This is a genomic window from Photobacterium sp. 53610, assembly GCF_036409375.1.
Classification (GTDB): Bacteria; Pseudomonadota; Gammaproteobacteria; order Enterobacterales; family Vibrionaceae; genus Photobacterium.
Genome location: NZ_JAXOFS010000009.1, coordinates 119,025 through 142,301 on the forward strand (window position 1 = coordinate 119,025; position 23,277 = coordinate 142,301).

Consider the following 23,277-nt stretch of genomic DNA (forward strand, 5'->3'; position numbering starts at 1 on the left):
TTCAGGTCAGCCTTTGGGAGGCCGACCGCGTGATCAAAATGGTGTTTCAAAAAAGGATGTTACGGTTTTTTGCATTATTTCTTGTGATATCGGCAGTATTTCCATCAACTTTAGTGCTTGCAGAGCAAAAAAATGCTGAGCGGATCAAGGTCGGGCTGGTGCTGGGCGGCGGTGGCGCAAAAGGCGCAGCCCATGTTGGCGTGCTCAAAGCACTGGAAGAAATGCAGATACCGGTGGACTACATCGTAGGAACCAGCATGGGGGCTTATGTCGGGGGGCTGTATGCTTCAGGCATGAGTGCAGATGAAATCGAAGCCATTCTGAATACCGTGGACTGGGCGTCCGGTTACGAAGACCGGGTGAAGCGCAGTGAACGCCGGGTCCGGGAAAAACAGCAGGAAGACCGGTTTCAGATCATCACAGATTTCGGATTTTCTTTCTGGGAAATCAAGGTGCCCCGGGGCTTCGTTCAGGGGCAGACAATGGGGGAAATCCTGCGGACCACTTCAGGGAATCTGCCCTGGATGGCTAGTTTTGATGAGCTGCCGATCCCTTACCGGGCAGTCGCCACGGATATTGAGCATCTCAAACCTGTTGTGTTGTCCGGCGGCGATCTGGCGGAGTCGATGCAGGCCAGTATGTCGGTACCGGGGTTATTACCGCCGGTAAAACTCGATGGCAAATTATTGGTCGATGGCGGGATCACCAATAATCTGCCGATTTCGGTGGTCAAGGCTATGGGAGCGGATGTTGTGATAGCCGTCGACATCAGCAATGACTTCAAAACAGCGGATGAGCTCACCGACTATCTGGTGGTCATGGATCAGCTGACCGATTTTATGGTGCGGGACAATGCGGCCCGCCAGGAATCCTTGCTGCAGGATGCTGATTTTCTGCTGCGGCCCGATATTCAGGGCATTACTACCACAGACTTTGACCGGATGCCCGAAGCCTTTGACAGCGGCTATCATACGGTACAGGCGCAGCGTTTTCAGCTCTCGGCCCTGGGAAGTGCCACTATTTATCAGGACTATATCGAGAAAAAACAGGCCGCGCGCCGCCAGCTGGAGTTTCTGGAAGAAGGGCGGATTGATGAAATCAAGCTGATCAATAACAGCGATTATGCGGATGCGGTGTTGCTCGACCGCCTGCAGTTGAAGCCAGGCATGAAAGTCAATACGGAAAAGCTCGAGAAGAGTGTCCGCGATCTCTATGCGCTGGACCGGTTTGAGCGGGTGGATTACCGCATTGTGCGGCGGAATGACCGTCATATTCTGATCCTGGAAGTGAAAGCCAAAAGCTGGGGGCCGAACTTCATTGATATGCGTTTTGCTCTGGAAGATGATTTTGCCAATAACACGGACTATTCGATTGGATTGGCGCTGACGGCCACCGGACTGTCGGAGAAGGGTGCTGAGTGGCGGAATGAACTGGAATATGGTTCGGACAAACGCATTGCCTCTGAACTCTATGTGCCTTTCACCAGTGATCAGGAATGGTTCTCCGTGCTGGGGATGGCGTATGACGTGACCAATACGCATGTCACGGTTTCCGGTGAGGAACCGGACTTGAGAAAGATTGATGATTTCCTGGCTGCCCGTTTCAGCGATGTGTCGATTGACAGTTCGATCGGTTGGCAGCCGGCGCTGTGGCAGGAATTCAGGCTGGGTTACCTGTTTGGCAACGGGGAGACTGAGTTTCCCGGGATTCTCCAGCTGGGACGTGAGAAACGCAGCAGTCGTCGGATTTATCTCAGATACAATCTGGATACACTGGATGATTTTACCTTGCCCAAAGACGGGCACTATTTCCTGGCTGAGGTCGCGTCGTCTGATGACAGCGTTCGCTATAAGGGAGAGAAGTTTTCAGATTCCTCACTGCATTTCGATATTGGCTGGAAAGGTGCCTACACCTTTGGTCGCCATACAGTCATGGGTAAGGCGGAGTACGGTAAAGTCCGCTCCGACGCAGATTTGCGGCTCGATCCGAAAGAACTGGGCGGCTTTCTGAATTTATCCGGGATCCCGAAAAACAGTTTGTCCGGGAATAATAAGCTTTTCTCAGCATTGGTTTATCGTTACCACCTGATGGATAACGACTTTGGTCTGTTTAATTCGTCCATTTATCTGGGGGGCTCTGTGGAATGGGGCGGGGTGTACAATAACCCGGATCTCTCAGCCTCAGAAATTCCGGGCTATTATGCCGGGAGTATTTTTACCGGAATTACAACACCATTCGGGCCATTCATTCTGGCTTATGGTCAGACCGAAGAAGATCTGAGTTCATTTTATTTATTCTTTGGAGGAGAGTTGTAAGAAGCGGATTTTTCATGTTTTGTGAATGTTGTAAAAGTCCGTCCGATTTTAATTTTTAGTTAAAAATGGTATGCTCCGTAACCGGTTTTGGTCTCTCCTGCACGCCACAAAGGTCTGAATCAAATCAAGCATAATGCGTGCGAGAAAACCGGAGAGGGCAATCACTTCCAAGGATGTTTAACCGGTTGGTTAAACCGAAAAAAGAGGAATATGTCGTGCTTGAAGCCTACCGTAAACACGTCGAAGAGCGTGCTGCCGAAGGGGTTGTTCCCAAGCCTCTGGACGCCGAGCAAACTGCTGCTCTGGTTGAGCTGCTGAAAAATCCCCCTGCAGGCGAAGAAGCCGTCCTGATTGATCTGCTGGAAAACCGCATCCCACCGGGTGTGGATGAGGCAGCATATGTGAAAGCAGGTTTCCTGGCAGCGATTACCAAAGGTGAAGCCTCTTCCCCTATCGTCAGCAAAGAAAGAGCCGCTGAACTGCTGGGCACCATGCAAGGTGGTTATAATATTGAGTCGCTGGTCAGCCTGCTGGATGATGCTGCGCTTGCTCCGATTGCCGTGAAGGCCCTGTCTCACACCCTGCTGATGTTTGATGCTTTCTATGATGTTGAAGAGAAAGCAAAAGCCGGCAATGAATATGCCAAACAGGTGCTGCAGTCCTGGGCTGATGCAGAGTGGTTCCTGTCTAAGCCTGAACTGGCTGAAAAAATCACCCTGACTGTCTTTAAAGTCACAGGTGAAACGAACACCGATGACCTGTCTCCGGCGCCGGATGCATGGTCTCGTCCGGATATCCCGCTGCATGCGCTGGCCATGCTGAAAAATGAGCGTGACGGTATTGAACCGGATCAGGCTGGCAGCATTGGTCCGATGAAGCAAATTGAGGCCCTGAAAGAAAAAGGTCATCAACTGGTTTATGTTGGTGATGTTGTGGGTACGGGTTCTTCCCGTAAGTCTGCCACGAACTCCGTGCTGTGGTTCATGGGTGATGACATTCCGCATGTTCCGAACAAACGCGCCGGTGGTTATGTCCTGGGCGGTAAGATTGCGCCAATCTTCTTCAATACAATGGAAGATGCAGGTGCACTGCCAATCGAAGTGGACGTGACTGCCCTGAACATGGGTGACGTGATTGATGTTTACCCGTTCAAAGGTGAAGTCCGCCGTCACGGCAGCGACGAAGTTGTGTCGACTTTCAAGCTGAAAACAGACGTTCTGATTGACGAAGTCCGCGCCGGTGGCCGGATTCCTCTGATTATCGGTCGTGGTCTGACGGACCGTGCCCGTGAATCTCTGGGTCTGGAAGCATCGAAAGTCTTCCGTCGTCCGCAGCCTGTTGCCGATACTGGCAAAGGTTATACGCTGGCCCAGAAGATGGTGGGTAAGGCATGTGGCGTCGACGGTATCCGTCCCGGCACATACTGTGAGCCGAAGATGACGACTGTGGGTTCTCAGGACACCACAGGCCCGATGACCCGTGATGAGCTGAAAGATCTGGCATGTCTGGGCTTCTCGGCTGACCTGACCATGCAGTCATTCTGTCACACCTCGGCCTATCCGAAGCCGGTGGATGTGAACACGCACCACACCCTGCCTGATTTCATCATGAACCGCGGCGGTGTCTCGCTGCGTCCGGGTGACGGCGTGATCCACTCCTGGCTGAACCGTATGCTGCTGCCTGATACCGTCGGTACCGGTGGTGACTCGCATACACGCTTCCCGCTGGGTATTTCTTTCCCGGCTGGTTCTGGTCTGGTTGCTTTCGCTGCGGCGACAGGTGTCATGCCGCTGGATATGCCTGAATCTATTCTGGTTCGCTTCAAAGGCGACATGCAGGAAGGTATTACCCTGCGTGATCTGGTTCATGCGATTCCTTACTACGCGATCAAACAAGGTCTGCTGACCGTGGAGAAAGCCGGTAAGATCAATGAATTCTCTGGTCGTATCCTGGAAATCGAAGGTGTTGAGCACCTGACGGTGGAGCAGGCGTTTGAACTATCTGATGCGTCTGCTGAGCGCAGTGCTGCGGGTTGTACAGTGAAACTGTCTCAGGCATCTGTGGCAGAGTACCTGGAATCGAACATCGTGATGCTGAAGTGGATGATCGCTGAAGGTTACGGTGATCGTCGTACCATCGAGCGTCGTATCACTGCGATGCAGGAGTGGCTGGCGAACCCGTCACTGATGGAAGCTGATACAGATGCAGATTACGCTCATGTGATCGAAATCGATCTGGCTGAGATCAAAGAGCCGATTCTGTGTGCGCCAAACGATCCGGATGATGCACGTCTGCTGTCTGATGTTCAGGGCACTGCAATTGATGAAGTCTTCATTGGTTCCTGTATGACCAACATCGGTCACTTCCGTGCTGCCGGTAAGCTGTTGGATAAATTCGGTGGCCAACTGAGCACCCGGATGTGGGTTGCACCGCCAACGAAGATGGACCGTGACCAGCTGACTGAAGAAGGTTACTACGGCATCTTCGGCCGTGCCGGGGTACGGATTGAAACGCCGGGATGTTCTCTGTGTATGGGTAACCAGGCGCGTGTTGCTGACAAAGCGACCGTGATGTCAACGTCGACCCGTAACTTCCCGAACCGTCTGGGTACGGGCGCGAATGTCTTCCTGTCATCTGCTGAACTGGCTGCTGTGGGTGCAATTCTGGGTCGAATTCCGACGCTGGATGAGTATCTGGAGTACGCGAAGCAAATCAATGCAACGGCAGCAGATACATACCGTTATCTGAACTTCCACCGCATGGATCAGTACACCAAACGTGCTGATGATGTGATTGTTCAGGCGGCGGTGTAATCCGGTCTGCTGACAACATGTAAATTGAAAGGGAGCCGATGGCTCCCTTTTTTAGTTCTGTTTTTTTATCCGCCTTTATGGAGATGATGCCTGTCTTTCAGCTGACCGCCCATGGTGAGCAAAGCGGCGATGTTGCGTGCTGTCAGCTCAAGGTTGGCTGCACCTTGCGACAGTGCCTCATCCAGATCGCATGCCCGGTTGACGATGCTGAACACGGCATCAATGCCCTGGTCGTGAACTACACTGCAGTCTTCAGACAAACTACCGGCGATCCCAATGACCGGTAATCCGAAGCGCTTTGCAGCCCGTGCCACACCCACGGGCGTTTTCCCGTGAATACTCTGACTGTCGATCCGGCCTTCACCGGTAATCACCAGGTCGGCATCGGTGATGGCGTCCTCCAGCCGGACGGCGTCCATCACAATCTCAATACCGGGACGCAACGTTGCACCGAGTACAGCAAGCAGCGCGGCGCCCATTCCGCCCGCTGCACCAGCGCCGGGAGTGTGCCCGATATCACGGCCAAGCTGGCGGCTGAGCAAGCCAGCAAAGTGAGACAGGTTCCGGTCGAGCTGCGCGACCATGGCTGGCGTTGCGCCTTTTTGCGGACCAAATATGGCGGAGGCTCCATGGGCGCCGCAGAGCGGGTTGTCGACATCACAGGCAACTTCCAGTCTGAGCACTGCCAGCCGGGAATCCAGTCCTGAGACGTCGATGGTCGTCAGATCTGAGAGGACGCCACCGCCACGGCCAATTTCCTGCCCGTGCTGATCGAGACACCGGACTCCCAGCGCCTGCAGCATTCCGGCACCGCCGTCATTGGTTGCACTCCCGCCGATACCAATGATGAGGTGCTCAATATGTTGTTCCAGGACTGCTTTGATCAGCTCGCCAGTACCGTAACTGGTGGTCAGTAGCGGGTTGCGTTCATGCATGGGCACGAGGTGCAGCCCTGATGCGGCAGCCATCTCGATAACTGCCGTTTTGCCGTCCCCCAGCAAGCCGTAAAATGCCTCGACCTGATTGCCCAGTGGCCCGGTGACGTGCTGATGGATGATTTGCCCGCCGGTCGCATCCACCAGTGACCGGACGGTTCCTTCGCCGCCATCCGCCATCGGCAGTTTGTGGTAGTCAGCATCTGGCATGACCTGCCGAAAGCCGCGCTCAATGGCATCGGCAACTTCCATCGCCGTCAGGCTTTCTTTGTAGGAATCCGGCGCAATAATTATTTTCATAAGCAAGCCTTGTCAGCTTCTGCCGGAGGCACGGGAGGAAGCTGGTTGCAATTTGTCTGAGTTCCTGACATGGTGCGCGCCTGCTTTCAGCACGCACTGCGATGCCAGGCTGTGATGATGCCTTTTGCATTCAGTCTATCGAGCAAATGATCAATCGACAAACCGCCTGGTGGCGAAAAGAACAAGAGTAGGGCAGGTATGGATTACGAGTTTAAGAAAAATATGCTGGATGGCAGCTATCATGCCGTCTTTTCTATGGGACATGAGGCCCTGGGACGCTGGCTGGTGGAAGAGGTTCAGGATGACGAGGCGAAGATCAGCCTGATCCTGACTCATCTTGGTGCACTCAAGGGCACCACGAGAGAGTGGCAGCTGTCCGGGGAAGAAATGTCGCTGAACCTGCAGGATAATGAAGCGATCGTTCAAGCCAACTACCTGTTTTTCAATACGGAAGACGAACTGGACGAAGACATGAGCCATTATGATGACGAAGCGGTGTCCTGTTGCGGATTTGAAGATCTTGAGCAGGTTTTGCATGCTTGGCGTGCATTTATCGCCGGCCGGTAGCCCTTCCGGCTGAGAGAAGCAGAGACTTGCTTCTTTTCGGGGAATCAGCCGCACCACGATGGTGCGGCTTTTTTGTGCAATTTGATTGCTTTCTCTTTAACTTGTTGTTTTTCAATTGATATAAAAATTGGCACGAAGCTTGTTTACTTGACTGTGTACTGACTGAGGGATGCACAGGTTTAAGGAGCAGGTTAATGAAACTCATCAACGCAATTATCAAACCTTTCAAGCTGGATGATGTTCGTGAAGCACTGGCAGATGTCGGCGTCGAGGGGATGACGGTTTCTGAGGTTAAGGGATTTGGCCGTCAGAAGGGACACACCGAGCTGTACCGTGGTGCGGAGTACCAGGTCGACTTCCTGCCAAAAGTCAAACTGGAGATTGCCACGCAGGCTGAGAACCTCGACATCATTCTTGAGGCAATCACCAAGGCTGCGCACACGGGCAAAATCGGTGACGGTAAGATTTTTGTTTATGACCTGGACCACGCGGTACGGATCCGTACCGGTGAGACAGATGCCGAAGCATTATAACAACAAGATGTGATAAGAGGACGATGACCATGGAATTATCAACCACAGTGACTGAGTTGCGTTACGCACTCGACACCTTCTTTTTTCTGATTTCCGGTGCGCTGGTGATGTGGATGGCGGCAGGTTTTGCCATGCTTGAAGCGGGCCTGGTGCGTTCAAAAAACACCACCGAAATTCTGACGAAAAACTTTTGTCTGTACGCGATTGCCTGCACCATGTATCTGATTATCGGTTACAACATTATGTACGTCGATAATGGTGAAGGAGGATGGCTGCCATCATTCGGCACCTTGTTCGGTGCTCAGGCTGAAGGGGCGGATCACTCGCTGGAATCGGATTTCTTCTTCCAGGTCGTCTTCGTGGCAACTGCGATGTCTGTTGTTTCCGGTGCGGTGGCTGAACGGATGAAACTTTGGGTCTTCCTGATTTTCTCTGTGGTCCTGACAGCTGTCATTTATCCGATTGAAGGCTACTGGACCTGGGGTGGTGGCTTCCTGTCTGCAGCCGGCTTCAGTGACTTCGCCGGTTCCGGTATCGTGCACATGGCTGGTGCATCTGCGGCACTGGCTGGTGTTCTGCTGCTGGGTGCCCGGAAAGGGAAATATGGCAAGAATGGTGAAATTCTGCCAATCCCGGGCTCCAATATGCCGCTGGCGACGCTGGGTACTTTCATCCTGTGGTTTGGCTGGTTTGGCTTCAACGGTGGTTCTCAGCTGATGCTCTCCGATTTCGAGAATGCTACAGCGGTCGGTAAAATTTTCCTGAACACCAATGCGGCGGCGGCGGCGGGCTCTCTTGCTGCACTTGCGGTGTGTAAAACCACCTGGGGTAAAGCGGATCTGACCATGATACTGAACGGTGCGCTGGCAGGTCTGGTTGCCATTACGGCGGATCCGCTGTCTCCGTCACCCATGTCAGCTGTGATTATCGGTGTGATTGCTGGTGCTGTGGTGGTCTTCAGTATTGTCGGTCTGGATAAGCTGAAAATTGATGATCCTGTGGGTGCGATTTCTGTTCACGGTGTGTGCGGCTTCTTCGGCCTGATGGTCGTCCCATTCAGCAATGGAGATGCAACTTTCGGTGCACAATTGCTGGGCGCAGCAGTCATCTTTGCCTGGGTCTTTGGTGCGAGTTTGGCTGTCTGGGCCATCCTGAAAGTGACAATGGGTATCCGTGTCAGTGAAGAAGAAGAGATGGCGGGAATGGACCTGCACGATTGCGGTATTGATGCGTATCCTGAGTTCGTCAGTGTGAAATAATTGCTCTAAATCTGAACTAATTCACAAAAATGTCAAAAACGCTGCTACTGGCAGCGTTTTTTTGTGTTCATTTGTTTCAACGCATTGTTGGACGAGGCTGCTACAGTATAATTGAGCGATACTGATAAACGTTATCATTCATTTTTGTATTAAGGAATTGCTCGATGAAAAAGCTGTTAGCCTCAGCCGTATTACTTGGCCTGTCTGCGCCACAAGCAGTGCTTGCTGCTGAAGAAGTCAATGTTTACTCTCTGCGCCAGCCTTTTTTGATTGAGCCGATGCTGAAAGAATTCACCGATGAAACCGGCATCAAAGTGAATGTGAAATTTGCGAAAGATGGTATCGCCGAGAAGCTGGTACAGGAAGGCGAGTACAGCCCTGCGGATGTGATTCTGACTGTTGATATCAGCCGCCTGGCGGAGCTGAGCGAGAAAGGTCTGGTTCAACCGGTGCAAAGCGAAGTCATCGAGACCAACGTCCCGGCTCAGTACCGTGATTCTGATGATGAGTGGTTTGCCCTGACACTGCGCACCCGCAGCGTTTACTCCTCCCGCGACCGTGTCGGCCATCTGCCGGACAGTTTTGACTACCTGGATCTGGCGAAACCAGAGTGGAAAGGCAAGATTTGTACCCGTTCTGGAAAACATCCGTACAACATCTCTCTGGTTTCTTCGATGATTGCTCACTATGGTGAAGCTGAAACCAAGACTTGGCTGGAAGGGGTGAAAGCGAATCTGGCCCGTAAGCCGCAGGGGAACGACCGGGGTCAGGTGAAAGCAGTGAAAGAAGGTCTGTGTGATCTGGCAATTGGTAACAGCTACTACCTGGGTAAAATGCTGAGTGATGACAGCCAGAAATCCTGGGCTGAGTCGGTTTACATTGACTTCCCGGGCCAACAGGCGAACGGCACCCATGTCAACATCAGCGGCATGGCGATGGCGAAATACGCGCCAAATAAAGATAACGCGAAGAAGCTGATGGAGTTTCTGACCTCAGACAAGGCGCAGCACATGTATGCGGAAGTGAACTTTGAGTACCCGGTGAAACCTGGTGTTGCGCGTTCCGAGCTGGTCGCGTCGTGGGGCGACTTCCGGGCAGATAAACTGCCGCTGGAGGCGATTGCCGAGCATCACAGTGCGGCGACCAAACTGCTGGACGAAGTGCAGTTTGACCTGTAAGTGAAAGAAAAATAGGGGCCGGTTGGCCCCTTTTGCACTTTTGTCTGGTATCTTTGGGGGCGTTTTTTTCGCGGACTGCTTGGACGCATGCGTTGCTTGACTGAAGCAACAAGTACTATCGTGTCCGGTCAAGGATACTAAGTTGTAGGCAATGAAAGACAAATATCCTCTTTGGCAAACCAGTGGCTGGACGTTCGGAATGCTGTTGGTCATCCCTATTCTGGCCATCTTCTACACGGCGCTGGGCGCATCTGATCAGCTTTTCTCACACCTGATGGATACGGTGATGGGCACCTACACGCTCAATACGCTGGGGCTCGTCTTCGGAACCTCTTTGCTTGCTGCTGTTTTTGGCCTGCCTGCAGCATGGCTGATGGCCATGTGCCGTTTACCCGGGGAAAAGTGGCTGCAGTGGGCGCTGGTGCTGCCTCTGGCGATGCCGGGTTATATTATCGGTTATATCTATACCGACTGGCTGGATTATGCTGGTCCGGTTCAGATTTTGCTGCGTGACTGGTTTGGCTGGCAGAGCTATCAGGACTACTGGTTCCCCGACATCCGCACGTTGGGCGGCGCCTGTCTTGTGCTGGCGCTGGTCTTATATCCCTATATTTATCTGCTGGCGAGAACCGCATTCATGGAACAGAGCGCCAGCCTGTTGCAGTCGGCCCGGTTGCTGCGGTGTTCGCCGTTGGAGAGCTTCCGGCGTATCTCTTTGCCTTTGGCTCGTCCGTCCATTGCGGTAGGACTGTCACTGGTTGCCATGGAAACACTGGGCGACTTTGGGACGGTCAGTTACTTTGCCGTCCATTCTCTGACCACTGCGGTCTATGACACCTGGCTGGGATATTCCAATCTGAATGCCGCAGCGAAGATTTCAGCGTTGATGCTTTTGGCGATCTTTCTGCTCATCAGTGCAGAACGATTCAGCCGCAGGCGTCAGAAACTTTTTCAGCAGCACAATGGACTGAATGAAGATGTGCGATACACGCTGTCCGGCTGGAAAAAAGTGATGGCTTTGGTCTGGTGCTGGGGGCTGATCGGTTTTGCTTTCGTATTGCCGTTGCTGCAACTGATGTATTACGCCTGGCACTACTTCGCGCAAAGCTGGACAGCAGAGTTCCGGGACTACACGCTGAACAGCCTGATGGTATCCGTGAGTGCGGCTTTACTGGCGGTGTTGGTGGCGTTGCTGGTGAACTTTTACAATCGTCTGGATGGCAGACCTGCGAGTCTGGCGCCGATGCGGATGAGCGCCATGGGATACGCGGTCCCGGGGACTGTTCTGGCGATTGGCGTGATGATCCCGCTGACGTCAGCCGATCATCTGCTCAATGACTTCACCCGCGCCATGGACTGGGGCCGCCCCGGACTGGTTTTTTCCGGCACGATGTTTGCGATGATTTTTGCTTTTGTTGTCCGTTTTGGCGCTGTGGCTGTCGGGAGTGTGGAAAGCAGTCTGGCTAAGATTTCTCCGTCACTCGACATGGCCGCGAAAACAATGGGATGTGCTTCCGTGTCAATGCTGCGCCGGGTGCACCTCCCGCTGATCCGACGAGGCTGTCTGATTGCCGGCCTGCTGGTGTTCATTGAATCCATGAAAGAGCTGAATGCAGCTTTGCTGCTACGTCCGTTCAATTTTGAGACCCTGGCAACCTACGTTTTCAACTATGCCTCTGATGAGCAGCTGGAACTGGCGGCACTGCCAGCCATTTTGCTTGTCTTGGTTGGTTTGATCCCACTGGTTGTTATCAACCGTTCACTGGAGCAATCACATTGATGAATCATGCGTTATCCGTCCAAAATCTGACGTGCCGTTATAACGGCCAGGCAATTCTGGAAAATTTGTCTCTGGTGGTCGAAGACAGCGAAATCGTCTGTTTGCTGGGGGCCAGCGGATGCGGTAAAACCACGTTACTGAAAGCGATTGCCGGTCTGTTGCCGCTGGAACAGGGGCGTATGGTTATTAATAACCGGACGATAGCGGACAGTCATCATTGGGTCCCGCCTGAAAACCGTAACATTGGCATGATTTTTCAGGACTATGCACTCTTTCCGCATCTGACCGTAGCAGAGAATGTTGCGTTTGGTCTGCGTGACTGGAGCAAAGCCAAAGCCGCGACCAAGGTCGCTGAGATGTTGTCACTGGTCCGTCTGGACGGGCTGGGACAGCGTTATCCTCATCAGTTGTCCGGCGGGCAACAGCAGCGTGTAGCCATCGCACGGGCACTGGCCTGTGAACCGGATCTGATCTTGCTGGATGAGCCGTTCTCCAATATTGATACTCAGGTCAGACATGGTTTGATCCGGGAAATCCGCCGGATCTTTAAAGCACAGGGCGTGACAGCTATCTTCGTGACTCACAGCCGGGAAGAAGCTTTTGCCTTTGCGGATCGTCTTGCCGTGATGCATAACGGCGTGATCGAACAGTTCGGCACGGCGGCAGAATTGTATTACCAGCCCTGCAGCAGGTTTGTGGCAGACTTTCTTGGTACTGGTTCTTACTTACCGGCAACCGTACATCATCATGAATTGCAGACGCCACTCGGTCCGGTCGATTTGTCCCGCGCGGTGACATTCGGGGAAGGAAAGCATGTTGAGTGGCTGGTCAGGCCGCAGAATCTGAGACTCATTGAGGATGATGAGGGAGAAGGGGAAATTCTGGATCAGCAGTTTATGGGAGACAGTTGTCGCTATACGGTGAACTATAAGGGGCACCACCTGATTGTGAATACCCCTATGATCCTGCAAACAGGTCAGCGCGTGTCCGTGGAACTGGATTTATACCAATCGGTGTTGCTGGCGGCTGCCAGCTGACGCTGAAGTTGTCTGTTTACGGGAACATTAGGCTGATGTAAGCATCGGCCTGTGCCTGCATGCTGTCTTTGTTGGGTTCAATGTTGGCGCGCAGGTACAGTACATAACAGAGACCATGCAGCAACCAGGTCAGATCGTAAGATGCGATATCAGTACTCAGCTGGCCGTTTTGTTTACCCAGTTCAAAAATGTTGGTGACCTGTTTCAGGTTAGGCTGGTTTGCATCCAGGAATTGGGGCCATGTTTCAGTACGGACGGAAGTACTCCATTCGAACCATACTTTGAGCCAGTCTTGCTGCTCAATGACGGCATCAATCAGATAGCCTGTAATACAGCTCAGGTGACCGTGGATGGTGTCATGTTCTTCTCCCAGACACAGGTTTAACAGTTCGTTGAACTTGCGCTCAACCTGATAAAGAACTTGCTCAACGAGTGCTTCACGGGTTGGAAAGTAATTGAATACAGTCGCCACTGAAACATTGGCCATGTCAGCAATGTCGGCATGGCCGGCACGACCAATTCCCCTGCGGGCAAATACTTCCAGCGCACACTTGAGAAGTTGTTGTTTACGTTTCTCGGGTGAGAGACGTGTCCTCGTTTTCTTAACTATGGTGTCCATGCTACAAATTCCCTAGCCAATCATTTTAATATGCACTTTGCTTAATAACTCTACATCAGGCTGTGATTTGGTTCAATCCTGATTTGTTCAGGGGTGCAGCATGGCTCGAAGAATGGATGGATAACTTTTCTTGATTAAGGATGTTAGAATAGCCTTTTAGTCATCACAGAGAACCAGGCGCATGCCAGATGCGCATATGGAGAAGTAAATGAAGCATACCATTGAAGTCATGATTTCTGAGCAGGATGTTCAGGCTAGGATCAAAGAGCTGGGAGAGCAAATCACCGCCTACTACCAGGGCTCAGAAAACCTCGTCATGGTTGGGTTGCTGCGTGGTTCCTTTGTCTTTATGGCCGATCTGGCCCGTGCGATTGAGCTTCCGCACGAAGTCGATTTTATGACCGCTTCCAGCTACGGCAATGCCATGGAAAGCAGCCGAGATGTCCGGATTCTGAAAGATTTGGATGACGAAATTGAAGGTAAAGATGTTCTGCTGGTCGAAGATATTATCGATACCGGTAACACCTTGAATAAAGTGCGTGAAATTCTGGCACTGCGGAATCCGAACTCGATTCGTATCTGTACGTTGCTCGATAAACCTGAGCGCCGTGAAGTGGCCGTGGATGCCGAATGGATTGGTTTCGAGATTCCGGATGAGTTCGTTGTCGGTGTCGGGATCGACTATGCCCAGAAGTATCGCCACCTGCCGTTTATCGGAAAAGTGGTACCGCTGGAAGACTGATCAGCAGCCATTCAGTCTGGTGTGATAAAACAAAAAGCGACCTCAGGGTCGCTTTTTGTTTCAGGGTTACTTGAGTGAACCCTGCAGGATACTGGCCATTGCGTCCTGATGAGACACTTCCAGGGTTTCCCGGCTGGTCGCGGTCACACCCAAATCACGGAGTTTACCGTCACCGATTCCGTAGACCCAGCCGTGAATCTTCACTTTCTGGCCGCGTTCCCACGCTTGCTGCATGATGGTGGAGTTCCCCAGGTTGTATACCTGTGATGCCACATTGATTTCACACAGTTTGTCGGCCCATTCCTCACGAGGCAGCTTGCCAAGATCACTGCGGTGTTTCAGGTACAGGTCCCGAATGTGCAGCAGCCAGTTATTGATCAGGCCCAGTTGCGGGTTGTCAATTGATGCTGCGACACCACCACAACCATAGTGGCCGCAAATGATGATATGTTTCACCTTGAGGACATCCACGGCATACTGAACGACAGAGAGACAGTTCAGATCAGTATGAATCACCTGATTGGCGACATTCCGGTGGACGAACAATTCACCGGAATCCAGACCGGTCAGCCGCTCTGCGGGTACCCGGCTGTCTGAACAGCCAATCCACAGGTACTCTGGGTGCTGTGCTTTAGCCAGATGTGAGAAAAACTCGGGATCTTCGGATTTGATTTTTTCCGACCAGGAAAAGTTATTGGCGAATAACTGTTTAATTTCTGCCATGACAACACCTTAGTTTGCTACATTGGGCTGTTTATCTTTGCTCTGTATACTCAGACAGATTCAAAGATAAACAGGTCATTACTATACACTTGCAAGGCGACTTGCAAATCCGATTAGTTGATAATTTAACGATTTATAACAAATCTCAAGCGTATTGTATGAATGCATTAGAAATTACTCATTTAAATAAGGTCTATCCCGGGGTGCAAGCCCTGAAGGAAATGAGCCTGACGGTAGAAGAAGGAGACTTCTTTGCGCTGCTTGGTCCCAACGGCGCAGGGAAGTCCACCACGATTGGTGTGATCAGCTCACTGGTGAACAAGACGTCCGGAAAGGTGAAGGTGTTTGGGTACGATATCGACACCCACCTGGTGGAAGCGAAGAATCAGCTGGGCCTGGTGCCACAAGAATTTAACTTCAACCAGTTTGAAACGGTTGAACAGATCGTCATCAATCAGGCCGGTTTTTACGGTGTCCCGCGTGCGCTGGCGAAAGAACGGGCGGAAAAATACCTGACCAAGCTGGATTTGTGGGAGAAACGCAACGAGCGTGCCCGTAATCTGTCCGGAGGGATGAAGCGGCGTCTGATGATTGCGAGGGCCCTGATGCATGAGCCGAAGCTGCTGATTCTGGATGAACCGACCGCCGGGGTCGATATTGAATTGCGTCGCTCTATGTGGACATTTCTGCGGGAAATCAATCGTCAGGGCGTGACCATTATCCTGACCACCCATTACCTGGAAGAAGCAGAGATGCTGTGCCGTAATATCGGGATTATCAATCATGGTGAGCTGATTGAGCATACCAGTATGAAATCTTTGCTGGCCAAGCTTGAGGTGGAAACCTTTATTCTGGATGTGACCTTAAATGGCAGCAAACCGGATCTGGCGGGCATTGCATGGAAAATGCCGGACAATCATACCCTGGAAATTGATATTCATAAGGGTACAGGTTTGAATGCCGTCTTCAGCCAGTTGTCGGCACAGGGGATTGAAGTCCTGTCGATGCGAAATAAAGCCAACCGCCTGGAGGAGTTATTCGTGACCTTAGTGGCTCAGAGTAAGGGAGCACCGTCTGCATGAGATATCAGTACTGGATTGCGTTTCAAAGCCTGATCAGTAAAGAAGTGAACCGATTCGCCCGTATTTGGGTACAGACGCTGGTGCCGCCGGCCATCACCATGACGCTGTATTTCATTATTTTCGGCAGTTTGATCGGCAGTCGCATCGGAGAAATGGGCGGCTTTACCTACATGGAATACATCGTGCCCGGACTGATTATGATGTCGGTGATCACCAACTCGTATTCCAATGTGGCGTCTTCATTCTTCAGTGCCAAGTTTCAGCATAATATTGAGGAACTGCTGGTCGCACCGGTGCCTAACTTCGTCATCATAGCCGGATATATTGGCGGTGGTGTGCTGCGCGGGCTGGGAGTCGGTGTGATTGTCACCGGGGTCTCTTTATTGTTTGTGGACTTGCAGATCGCTCATCTCGGGGTGATTGTCGCCACGGTCATCATGACCTCTGTGGTGTTTTCACTGGGCGGGCTGATCAATGCCGTGTTTGCGAGAACCTTTGATGATATCAGCATTATTCCGACGTTTGTGCTGACACCGCTGACCTATCTGGGAGGCGTATTTTACTCTTTAAGTCTGCTGCCTGAAGTCTGGCAGTGGGTGTCTAAGCTCAACCCGATTGTCTATATGGTCAATGCGTTCCGTTATGGCTTTCTGGGTGTTTCGGATGTCGGGATCGGGACCGCGTTCAGTGTGCTGCTGGCATTTGTGATGGTGCTGTACAGCATTGCACATTACCTGATTTCTAAAGGGATTGGCTTACGATCCTGAGGTAGTTCTGTCTCCCGAAATCATCACCGAAGCCATAAAAAAAGCCCCGGCAACTAGCGCCGGGGCCTTTTTATTAATCAGTTGAATCCGTTCAGGAAGACTCAGACTCTGATGCCGGGGTACCCAGTTCAATCACCTGATTATCGATCAGGCGGGCTTTCCCCAGAAATGCAGACATCAGGATGACGGCCTGACTGGTTTCTTCTCCCACGACCTGCAGGGTGCGGGCGTCACGGATGTAAATTTCATCCGGTTCCAGTCCGGCCGCACGCAGCTGATCGTTGGCATCCAGCACCACTTCATCAAAGTCACGGCGTCCGCCACGGATCTGACTGCTGATCCAGCGCATGGTTTTCGCCAGCACCGGTGCACGCTGACGTTCGTCCACGGTCAGATAGCCATTCCGGGAGCTCATCGCCAGGCCATCCATTTCACGGACAGTCGGGACACCGATGATATCAATTGGCATCGCCAGATCGGTCACCATCTGGCGGATTAATGCCAGCTGCTGGAAGTCTTTCTCGCCAAAACAGGCCATATCCGGCTGCACGATATTGAACAGCTTGCTCACAATTGTGGAGACACCACGGAAATGACTTGGACGGAGCGCACCTTCCAGCATGTGCGACAGACCCGGAACTTCAACGAAGGTCTGGCGATCCATTCCGTTCGGATAGATGATATCGGGCGTCGGTGTGAAGACCAGTTCCACACCTTCACCGTTCAGTTTGGCCAGATCTTCATCCAGCGTTCGCGGGTAATTGTTCAGGTCGTCAGCTTTGTCGAACTGCATTGGGTTCACAAAGATGCTGACAACCACAACGTCAGCCTGTTCGCGAGCTTTGCGAACCAGAGTCAGGTGCCCCTGATGCAGATTCCCCATGGTCGGAACGAAGGCAATCCGGCGGCCATCACGGCGCCAGGCCCGAATCTGTTCACGAACAGGAGCAATCTCAGCAAAAGTCTGCATGTTGGGTTTTCCTTACTCAAAGGTATGCTCAGGAGCCGGGAAGGTTCCCGCTTCCACTTCTGACAGATACTGGGAAACCGCTTTGCGGATATCCCCGGTCTGTGCCAGATAATTTTTAGAAAAGCGTGGCATATAGTTGGCAGAGATGCCCAGCATATCATGCATGACCAGGATCTGGCCGTCAGTGACGTTACCGGCACCAATACCAATGACTGGGATATCCAGCGCTTCTGTAATTCGTTTTGCCAGCGAAGCCGGTACACATTCCAGTACCACAATCTGGGCGCCAGCATTTTGCAGGGCAATGGCATCGGCCAGCATCTCATCGGCACGTGCCTGATCGCGGCCCTGAATTTTATAACCGCCGAAAATGTTAACCGACTGAGGCGTCAGGCCCAGGTGGGCGCAGACAGGAACGGCGCGCTCTGTCAGGGTGCGAACGGTTTCAGCGAGCCAAGCGCCGCCTTCCAGTTTCACCATGTTGGCCCCGGCACGCATCAGTTTTGCGGCATTTTCGCAGGCTTGCTCCGGCGTACCATAGGTCATGAACGGCAGATCGGCCAGCAACAGGGCATTCGGGCTGCCGACCCGGACACTGCGGGTGTGGTAAGCCATGTCATCAATGGTGACGGGCAGAGTATCGGTCTGGCCCTGCAGGACCATACCCAGAGAGTCACCGACCAGAAGCACCGGGACTTCCTGTTGCTCGAACAGCTGAGCAAAACTCGCATCGTATGCGGTGAGTGATGCAAACTTACGACCTTCCTGCTTCCATTTCATCAGGTCGTTAATGGTAATTTTCTTCATTATTTTCTCCCTTATCCCGGGTGTGTCAGGATTGCCACACTCGCAGGCCATTACGGTCCACCCCGGATAACAGTTCGGTCAGAACGGTGCCATCGGGCAGGACGAGTTCAGGGGCAATCTCAGCCAGTGGATACAGAACGAATTCACGGACTTTCATGCCATAGTGCGGAATTGTCAGGCGTTCGCAGTGATGTTGCAAATCGCCGTAGAGCAGGATATCCAAATCCAGAGTGCGCGGGCCCCAGCGCTCGGCTTTGCGGACCCTTCCATGTTCCTGCTCGATCTGTTGGGTCAGGTCGAGCAGCGCCAGCGGTGCCAGTGTTGTGTCGATGGCAACCACGGCATTGATATAATCCGGCTGATTCTGCGGCCCCATCGGGGTACTGCTGTACAGCGAGGATTCGGCGACAACCTGAATATCCGGCGACTGTCGCAGGGCAACCATGGCCTGATGCGCCTGGCTGACCGGATCATTCAGATTGCTGCCAATAGCGATATATGCGCGGATCATGACGCTGATTTCGCCTGAGGCTTCTTGCGTCGGGCCGGACGACGGCGGCGCCGTTTCTGTCCGTTTCCGCCGTTCAGTTCCTGCACCATTTTATTGCGATCATTGCGCTCGGCAAACTGGAACTGATGCCACCAGGTTGCCAGTTCAGCGATGTCATCGCCTTCGAATTGACCACGCATTTCCAGAAAATCAAAGGAAGCCCGGAATTTCGGGTTTTCCAGCATGGCAAAAGCGCGTTTGCCAAAACGGCGCTCAAAGCGGTGCTGCTGTTGCCAGATATCGCGGACTGTGGTCGTCAGACGGCGCGGAACGGCAATCGTCTTGACCTGTTCATCCAGAATGTCATTGGCCGCAATCATGAAGGCGTCATAGTCATTCAGGCCGCCGGTACTGGAAATTTCTTCCGCACGGGTGACCACCGGATACCACAGCATGGCGGCGAACATAAAGGCCGGGTTGACCCGTTTCCCGTCAGCGATGCGCGCATCGGTTGCTGCCAGAATGTGTTCAATCATCCGCTCTGTCTGACTGCTGTGATCTTCAGTGAAGTGTTCGGTCAGAATCGGGAACAGCTGTTGGAACAGATTGTATTCCCGCAGCATTTTGTAGGTGTCCAGGCCTTGTCCGGATTGCAGCAGCTTCAGGCTTTCTTCAAACAGACGTGCCGGCGGAATGTCCTGCAGCAGGGTCGATAGTTCTCGGATAGGTGCAGCGGTTGCAGTTTCAATCTGCATGTCCAGTTTGACAGCAAAGCGCACGGCCCGCAGCATCCGCACCGGATCTTCACGATAACGGGTTTCCGGATCGCCAATCAGGCGCACCAGCCGGTTTTGCAGGTCCTGCACCCCGTTGGCATAATCCGTGACGGTGAAATCTTTAATGCTGTAATACAGGGCATTAATGGAGAAATCCCGGCGCTCCGCGTCTTCATCAATGGTGCCGTAGACATTATCGCGCAGCAGCATGCCTTCATGATTGCGGGACGAAACAGCCTGCTTCCCTGTCGGGGCTTTGACTGAGCCGGCATCATGGTGACCCCTGAAGGTGGCAACTTCAATTACATCGCGGCCAAACAGAATATGGGCCAGACGGAAACGGCGGCCAATCAGGCGGCAGTTTCGGAACAGCGCTTTAATTTCTTCCGGCGTTGCGTTGGTCGCAATATCAAAATCTTTGGGTTTTTGGTCCAGCAGCAGATCCCGCACACCACCGCCGACTAAATAAGCATCGAAACCGGCTTTGTTGAGGCGATAGAGTACCTTCAGCGCATTTTCGCTGATGTCTTTGCGGGAAATACCATGCTCCTGGCGTTGATAAACTTGCAAGCTTGGCTCCTTGTTACCCGAAGCATTTTGCTCTCGGGTCAATACTTTACGGCAAAAGCTGGCGACTCGACTAAAGATAACACACCTCGTTATTTCACATTGGCCGGACTGAACAGCCGCATATCATATACCCAACCCACCTCAAGATGCTAGGTTCAGCGTGATCGCTGTTGTTGGCGGCAGGTTCGAGACATCCCAGTGCGCGATCCCCCAATGGAGGATTTCCCGGGGGGCGGCAGACGATAATTCGGGTGGTGGCGACATGCCTAAAAAGGTCATGGCCTCACACAACAGCGGCCCGGATTGGCTTTTATCGATTGCCGGCGCATGGTTCTGTTTGGACAGTTTGTTTCCGTTTGCAGTGACGACCAGCGGCAGATGCAGATAACTGACTTCGGGCTTGCCCAACTGACGGTACAGGCCAATCTGGCGCCCGGTCGGTTCAATCAGATCGGCACCCCGGACGACTTCCGTGATGCCCTGAGCAATGTCATCCAGAACCACTGCCAGGTTATAGGCGTACAGGCCGTCGCGACGGCGGATAATAAAATCTTCCTGTGCCAGTTGCTCAGGAATGCTGATCCAGCCATGCAACAGATCGTGAAAACCAGTCACGGCATCACTGACTTTCAGCCTGACGGCGCTGTCGGCGGCGGTATGACTCGCCGTCCGGCAGGTGCCTGGATAAAAGCCGCCTGCATCTTTTATGGTTTTGCGGCTGCAGCGGCAATAGTAAGCGTCGCCGTCAGCCAGCCACTGATCGATTTGTGCCTGATACAGGTGGTGGCGGTGGCTCTGATAAATAACCTCGCCGTCCCATTCCAGGCCAAAGGCTTCCAGGGTGCGGAGAATATCGTCAGCGGCGCCCGGCATTTCACGCGGCGGATCCAGATCTTCCATTCTCACCAGCCAGCGTCCCTGACGGGCGCGTGCCTGCAGGTAACTGCCAAGCGCAGCCACCAGCGAGCCGAAGTGCAGCGGGCCGGAGGGCGATGGTGCAAAGCGGCCAGTATAAGAAGACTGAGTTGTCATAGCGGTCGGTATCAGCAAAAGAAAATAAAAAAGGGAGCAAGCGCTCCCTTTTGTCTGATTAGGGTTACAAAGGGCAGCTTAGCCGGCCATTTGTTTTTCTTTGATTTCTGCCAGTGTCTTACAGTCGATACAAAGGTCGGCAGTCGGACGGGCTTCCAGGCGGCGGATACCAATTTCCACACCGCATGAATCACAGAAACCAAAATCATCATCTTCGATACGTTGCAGCGTCTTTTCAATTTTTTTGATCAGTTTACGCTCACGATCGCGGTTACGCAGTTCCAGGCTGAATTCTTCTTCCTGTGCCGCGCGATCCACTGGATCCGGGAAGTTAGCCGCTTCGTCCTGCATGTGGTTTACGGTACGGTCAACCTCTTCACGTAGTTGGTTGCGCCAGGCTTCCAGAATTTTACGGAAGTGCGCCAGCTGCGCCTCACCCATATATTCTTCGCCGGCTTTTTCCTGATATGGATCAACCCCAGCAATAGCCAGGATGCCTAGCGATTTTTTAACTTTGCTCTCTGGCATATAGCATCTCCTAACATATACCGAATAACCGTCACTGGTTAATTTTGGCGGGTATCTATAGCAGAAAGGATATAGTGTGGCAATTGCTGCATCTCTTCAATTTTATACCATTGTGAAGAAAGCATCATTTTTCCTTTTTACTGTGCAAATTCTACCCGCTGGTTTAACGTCAGCGCCGTGGGGCTGATGTCTGCACGGTAGCAGAAGACCTCAACACCCGCTTTTTCTGCTTGTTTTAGCAATGTCTCATAGACCGGGTCTATATGGTGCGCCGCTGCGACGTTTTCAATCCCTGAATGAAGAACAGCGAAAAATAAAACCGCCCGTTGACCGCTTGCCGCAACTTCCGCCAGCTCCCGTAAGTGTTTTTGCCCCCGGGTGGTGACGGCGTCCGGGAAATAACCACGGCCGTCCTGTTCCAGCAGGGTGACACTTTTCACTTCGATAAAGCAGGATGGTAGCAACGGGTCATCAAGAACAATATCTACCCGGCTGTTTTCAGTACCATACTTCACTTCCGTGCGCAATGAAGCATAGCCCGATAATTCAGGAATGAGGTCATTTTTGAGCGCTTCAACCACAATCTGGTTGGCCCGGGCTGTATTGATGCAAATCCGATGACCGGCTTTGGTCTCAGTCAGTTCCCAGCTGTGGGCATATTTTCGCTTCGGATTATCTGAGGTGGAATACCAGATGGTGTCACCTGGTTCGGCGCAGCCGGTCATGGCACCGGTATTGGCACAGTGCATCGTGGTTTCCGTACCGTCCGGCAGGGTAACATCGGCCAGAAAGCGCTTATAACGACGAATGAGCGTTGCGGGCTGCAAAGGTGAGGGATAATTCATGTACTGTCCTGTGCGGCGTTTTGTTCAGTGAGGAGTAACCATTCCCGGGCCAGGCGGTAATTCACGCCTGACCTGTCCGGGTCAGAAATATACAGCCCGAAGCGCTGAAAGTGAAAATGAAACGTATCCTGTTCATTCTGCAGTCCGGGGCGATGCCACACATTCCGCCGCAGTGTGATATGCGGTTTATAGGCTCTCTCTTCCTGCGGCAAGCCGACAGTCAGTGCGCACCGGGAAAGCTGCTGCGCCAGTAACAGCAGCTCTCCCGGTGTCTCTTCACTGCCGAGCCACAGTACCTTGCTGCGCTTCCAGTACCCCAGCTGGTCAAAACGGACAGAAAAGGCCGGAATCCGCAGCTGATCGACTTCGGTCAGCAACTGGTCACGTTGCTGCGCCGTGACCTGTCCCAGAAATGCCAGGGTCAGGTGGAGGTTGGTATCAGGGACGGCGCGTCCTTTGCCGGGATAAGCGTTTTTCAGCTGACACAGTCGCTGAAGTACCTCCTGATTGACGGCCGGTGGTTCGTTCAGTGGCAGGGCAAAGAACATCCGCTGACTGGCATCGGTTGAAAGCCCGTGGACAGGGTGTTCGGATAAATCGGTCATCGCA

At 52.7% G+C, this 23,277-nt stretch carries 22 protein-coding genes; 11 read left to right on the plus strand and 11 right to left on the minus strand.

All coding sequences use genetic code 11. From position 1 onward, the window contains the following. The first annotated feature begins 38 nt into the window (after positions 1–38). Together SPK40_RS18385 and acnB are read left to right on the plus strand one after the other, a co-directional pair. Entirely contained in the window at positions 39–2,315 is a 2,277-nt protein-coding gene (locus tag SPK40_RS18385) for a patatin-like phospholipase family protein (protein ID WP_248143945.1), read from the plus strand. A gap of 215 nt (positions 2,316–2,530) precedes the next feature. Beyond that, positions 2,531–5,128 (plus strand): bifunctional aconitate hydratase 2/2-methylisocitrate dehydratase, encoded by a 2,598-nt coding sequence (acnB, locus tag SPK40_RS18390; RefSeq protein WP_330961485.1) that lies wholly within the window; start codon positions 2,531–2,533, stop codon positions 5,126–5,128. Positions 5,129–5,193: 65 nt separating this feature from the next. Here the strand turns inward: acnB and SPK40_RS18395 are convergent, their stop codons facing one another. Next, the gene (locus tag SPK40_RS18395) at positions 5,194–6,363 is read right to left on the minus strand and encodes a glycerate kinase (RefSeq protein WP_330961470.1); all 1,170 of its coding nucleotides are present in this window, start codon (positions 6,361–6,363) and stop codon (positions 5,194–5,196) included. 198 nt (positions 6,364–6,561) lie between these two features. On the opposite strand from SPK40_RS18395, the gene SPK40_RS18400 reads away from it, so the two are divergent. The 6 genes from SPK40_RS18400 to SPK40_RS18425 all read left to right on the plus strand — a co-directional run bounded on the left by SPK40_RS18400 (position 6,562) and on the right by SPK40_RS18425 (position 12,717). Further along, positions 6,562–6,930: a YacL family protein gene (locus SPK40_RS18400; protein ID WP_248143947.1), complete on the plus strand. Its 369-nt coding sequence runs from the start codon at positions 6,562–6,564 to the stop codon at positions 6,928–6,930. 194 nt (positions 6,931–7,124) lie between these two features. Next, a complete protein-coding gene (locus tag SPK40_RS18405; RefSeq protein ID WP_027253649.1) occupies positions 7,125–7,463 on the plus strand; it encodes a P-II family nitrogen regulator in 339 nt (112 codons plus the stop codon). A 29-nt stretch (positions 7,464–7,492) separates the two neighbouring features. Further along, positions 7,493–8,722: an ammonium transporter gene (locus SPK40_RS18410; RefSeq protein WP_248143948.1), complete on the plus strand. Its 1,230-nt coding sequence runs from the start codon at positions 7,493–7,495 to the stop codon at positions 8,720–8,722. Between the two features lie 164 nt (positions 8,723–8,886). Further along, entirely contained in the window at positions 8,887–9,900 is a 1,014-nt protein-coding gene (locus SPK40_RS18415) for a Fe(3+) ABC transporter substrate-binding protein (protein WP_330961471.1), read from the plus strand. Positions 9,901–10,051: 151 nt separating this feature from the next. After that, the gene (locus SPK40_RS18420; protein ID WP_330961472.1) at positions 10,052–11,680 is read left to right on the plus strand and encodes an ABC transporter permease; all 1,629 of its coding nucleotides are present in this window, start codon (positions 10,052–10,054) and stop codon (positions 11,678–11,680) included. Further along, positions 11,680–12,717: an ABC transporter ATP-binding protein gene (locus tag SPK40_RS18425; protein WP_330961473.1), complete on the plus strand. Its 1,038-nt coding sequence runs from the start codon at positions 11,680–11,682 to the stop codon at positions 12,715–12,717. The genes SPK40_RS18420 and SPK40_RS18425 overlap by 1 nt, the downstream gene beginning before the upstream one ends. A gap of 16 nt (positions 12,718–12,733) precedes the next feature. On the opposite strand, the gene SPK40_RS18430 is transcribed toward SPK40_RS18425, so the two are convergent. Beyond that, positions 12,734–13,336 (minus strand): TetR/AcrR family transcriptional regulator, encoded by a 603-nt coding sequence (locus SPK40_RS18430; protein ID WP_036749519.1) that lies wholly within the window; start codon positions 13,334–13,336, stop codon positions 12,734–12,736. A gap of 208 nt (positions 13,337–13,544) precedes the next feature. Here SPK40_RS18430 and hpt point away from each other — a divergent pair, with 208 nt between their 5' ends. Next, the gene (gene hpt / locus SPK40_RS18435; protein ID WP_248143952.1) at positions 13,545–14,078 is read left to right on the plus strand and encodes a hypoxanthine phosphoribosyltransferase; all 534 of its coding nucleotides are present in this window, start codon (positions 13,545–13,547) and stop codon (positions 14,076–14,078) included. Positions 14,079–14,144: 66 nt separating this feature from the next. On the opposite strand, the gene can is transcribed toward hpt, so the two are convergent. Continuing rightward, a complete protein-coding gene (can, locus tag SPK40_RS18440; protein ID WP_248143953.1) occupies positions 14,145–14,801 on the minus strand; it encodes a carbonate dehydratase in 657 nt (218 codons plus the stop codon). 158 nt (positions 14,802–14,959) lie between these two features. Here can and SPK40_RS18445 point away from each other — a divergent pair, with 158 nt between their 5' ends. Further along, complete coding sequence (locus SPK40_RS18445; protein WP_330961474.1) at positions 14,960–15,883, plus strand: ABC transporter ATP-binding protein; 924 nt, start codon at positions 14,960–14,962, stop codon at positions 15,881–15,883. Continuing rightward, positions 15,880–16,650 (plus strand): ABC transporter permease, encoded by a 771-nt coding sequence (locus tag SPK40_RS18450; RefSeq protein ID WP_330961475.1) that lies wholly within the window; start codon positions 15,880–15,882, stop codon positions 16,648–16,650. Before SPK40_RS18445 ends, SPK40_RS18450 begins: the two co-directional genes overlap by 4 nt. 91 nt (positions 16,651–16,741) lie before the next feature. Here the strand turns inward: SPK40_RS18450 and panC are convergent, their stop codons facing one another. The 8 genes from panC to thpR form a co-directional block, all read right to left on the minus strand. Next, positions 16,742–17,620 carry a pantoate--beta-alanine ligase gene (gene panC / locus SPK40_RS18455; protein WP_330961476.1) on the minus strand — a complete coding sequence of 293 codons (879 nt, stop codon included), beginning with the start codon at positions 17,618–17,620 and terminating at the stop codon, positions 16,742–16,744. 12 nt (positions 17,621–17,632) lie between these two features. After that, positions 17,633–18,427: a 3-methyl-2-oxobutanoate hydroxymethyltransferase gene (panB, locus tag SPK40_RS18460; RefSeq protein WP_330961477.1), complete on the minus strand. Its 795-nt coding sequence runs from the start codon at positions 18,425–18,427 to the stop codon at positions 17,633–17,635. A gap of 25 nt (positions 18,428–18,452) precedes the next feature. Continuing rightward, positions 18,453–18,938 (minus strand): 2-amino-4-hydroxy-6-hydroxymethyldihydropteridine diphosphokinase, encoded by a 486-nt coding sequence (gene folK / locus SPK40_RS18465; protein ID WP_330961478.1) that lies wholly within the window; start codon positions 18,936–18,938, stop codon positions 18,453–18,455. Then, positions 18,935–20,305 (minus strand): polynucleotide adenylyltransferase PcnB, encoded by a 1,371-nt coding sequence (gene pcnB, locus SPK40_RS18470; RefSeq protein WP_330961479.1) that lies wholly within the window; start codon positions 20,303–20,305, stop codon positions 18,935–18,937. Before pcnB ends, folK begins: the two co-directional genes overlap by 4 nt. A gap of 99 nt (positions 20,306–20,404) precedes the next feature. After that, entirely contained in the window at positions 20,405–21,295 is an 891-nt protein-coding gene (gene gluQRS, locus SPK40_RS18475) for a tRNA glutamyl-Q(34) synthetase GluQRS (RefSeq protein ID WP_330961480.1), read from the minus strand. Between the two features lie 78 nt (positions 21,296–21,373). After that, a complete protein-coding gene (gene dksA / locus SPK40_RS18480) occupies positions 21,374–21,823 on the minus strand; it encodes an RNA polymerase-binding protein DksA (protein WP_036749487.1) in 450 nt (149 codons plus the stop codon). A gap of 137 nt (positions 21,824–21,960) precedes the next feature. Next, on the minus strand, positions 21,961–22,668 hold the full coding sequence (gene sfsA, locus SPK40_RS18485; RefSeq protein ID WP_248143961.1) for a DNA/RNA nuclease SfsA: 708 nt from the start codon (positions 22,666–22,668) through the stop codon (positions 21,961–21,963). Continuing rightward, complete coding sequence (gene thpR, locus SPK40_RS18490; protein ID WP_330961481.1) at positions 22,665–23,273, minus strand: RNA 2',3'-cyclic phosphodiesterase; 609 nt, start codon at positions 23,271–23,273, stop codon at positions 22,665–22,667. The genes sfsA and thpR overlap by 4 nt, the downstream gene beginning before the upstream one ends. Between the last annotated feature and the right edge of the window lie 4 nt (positions 23,274–23,277).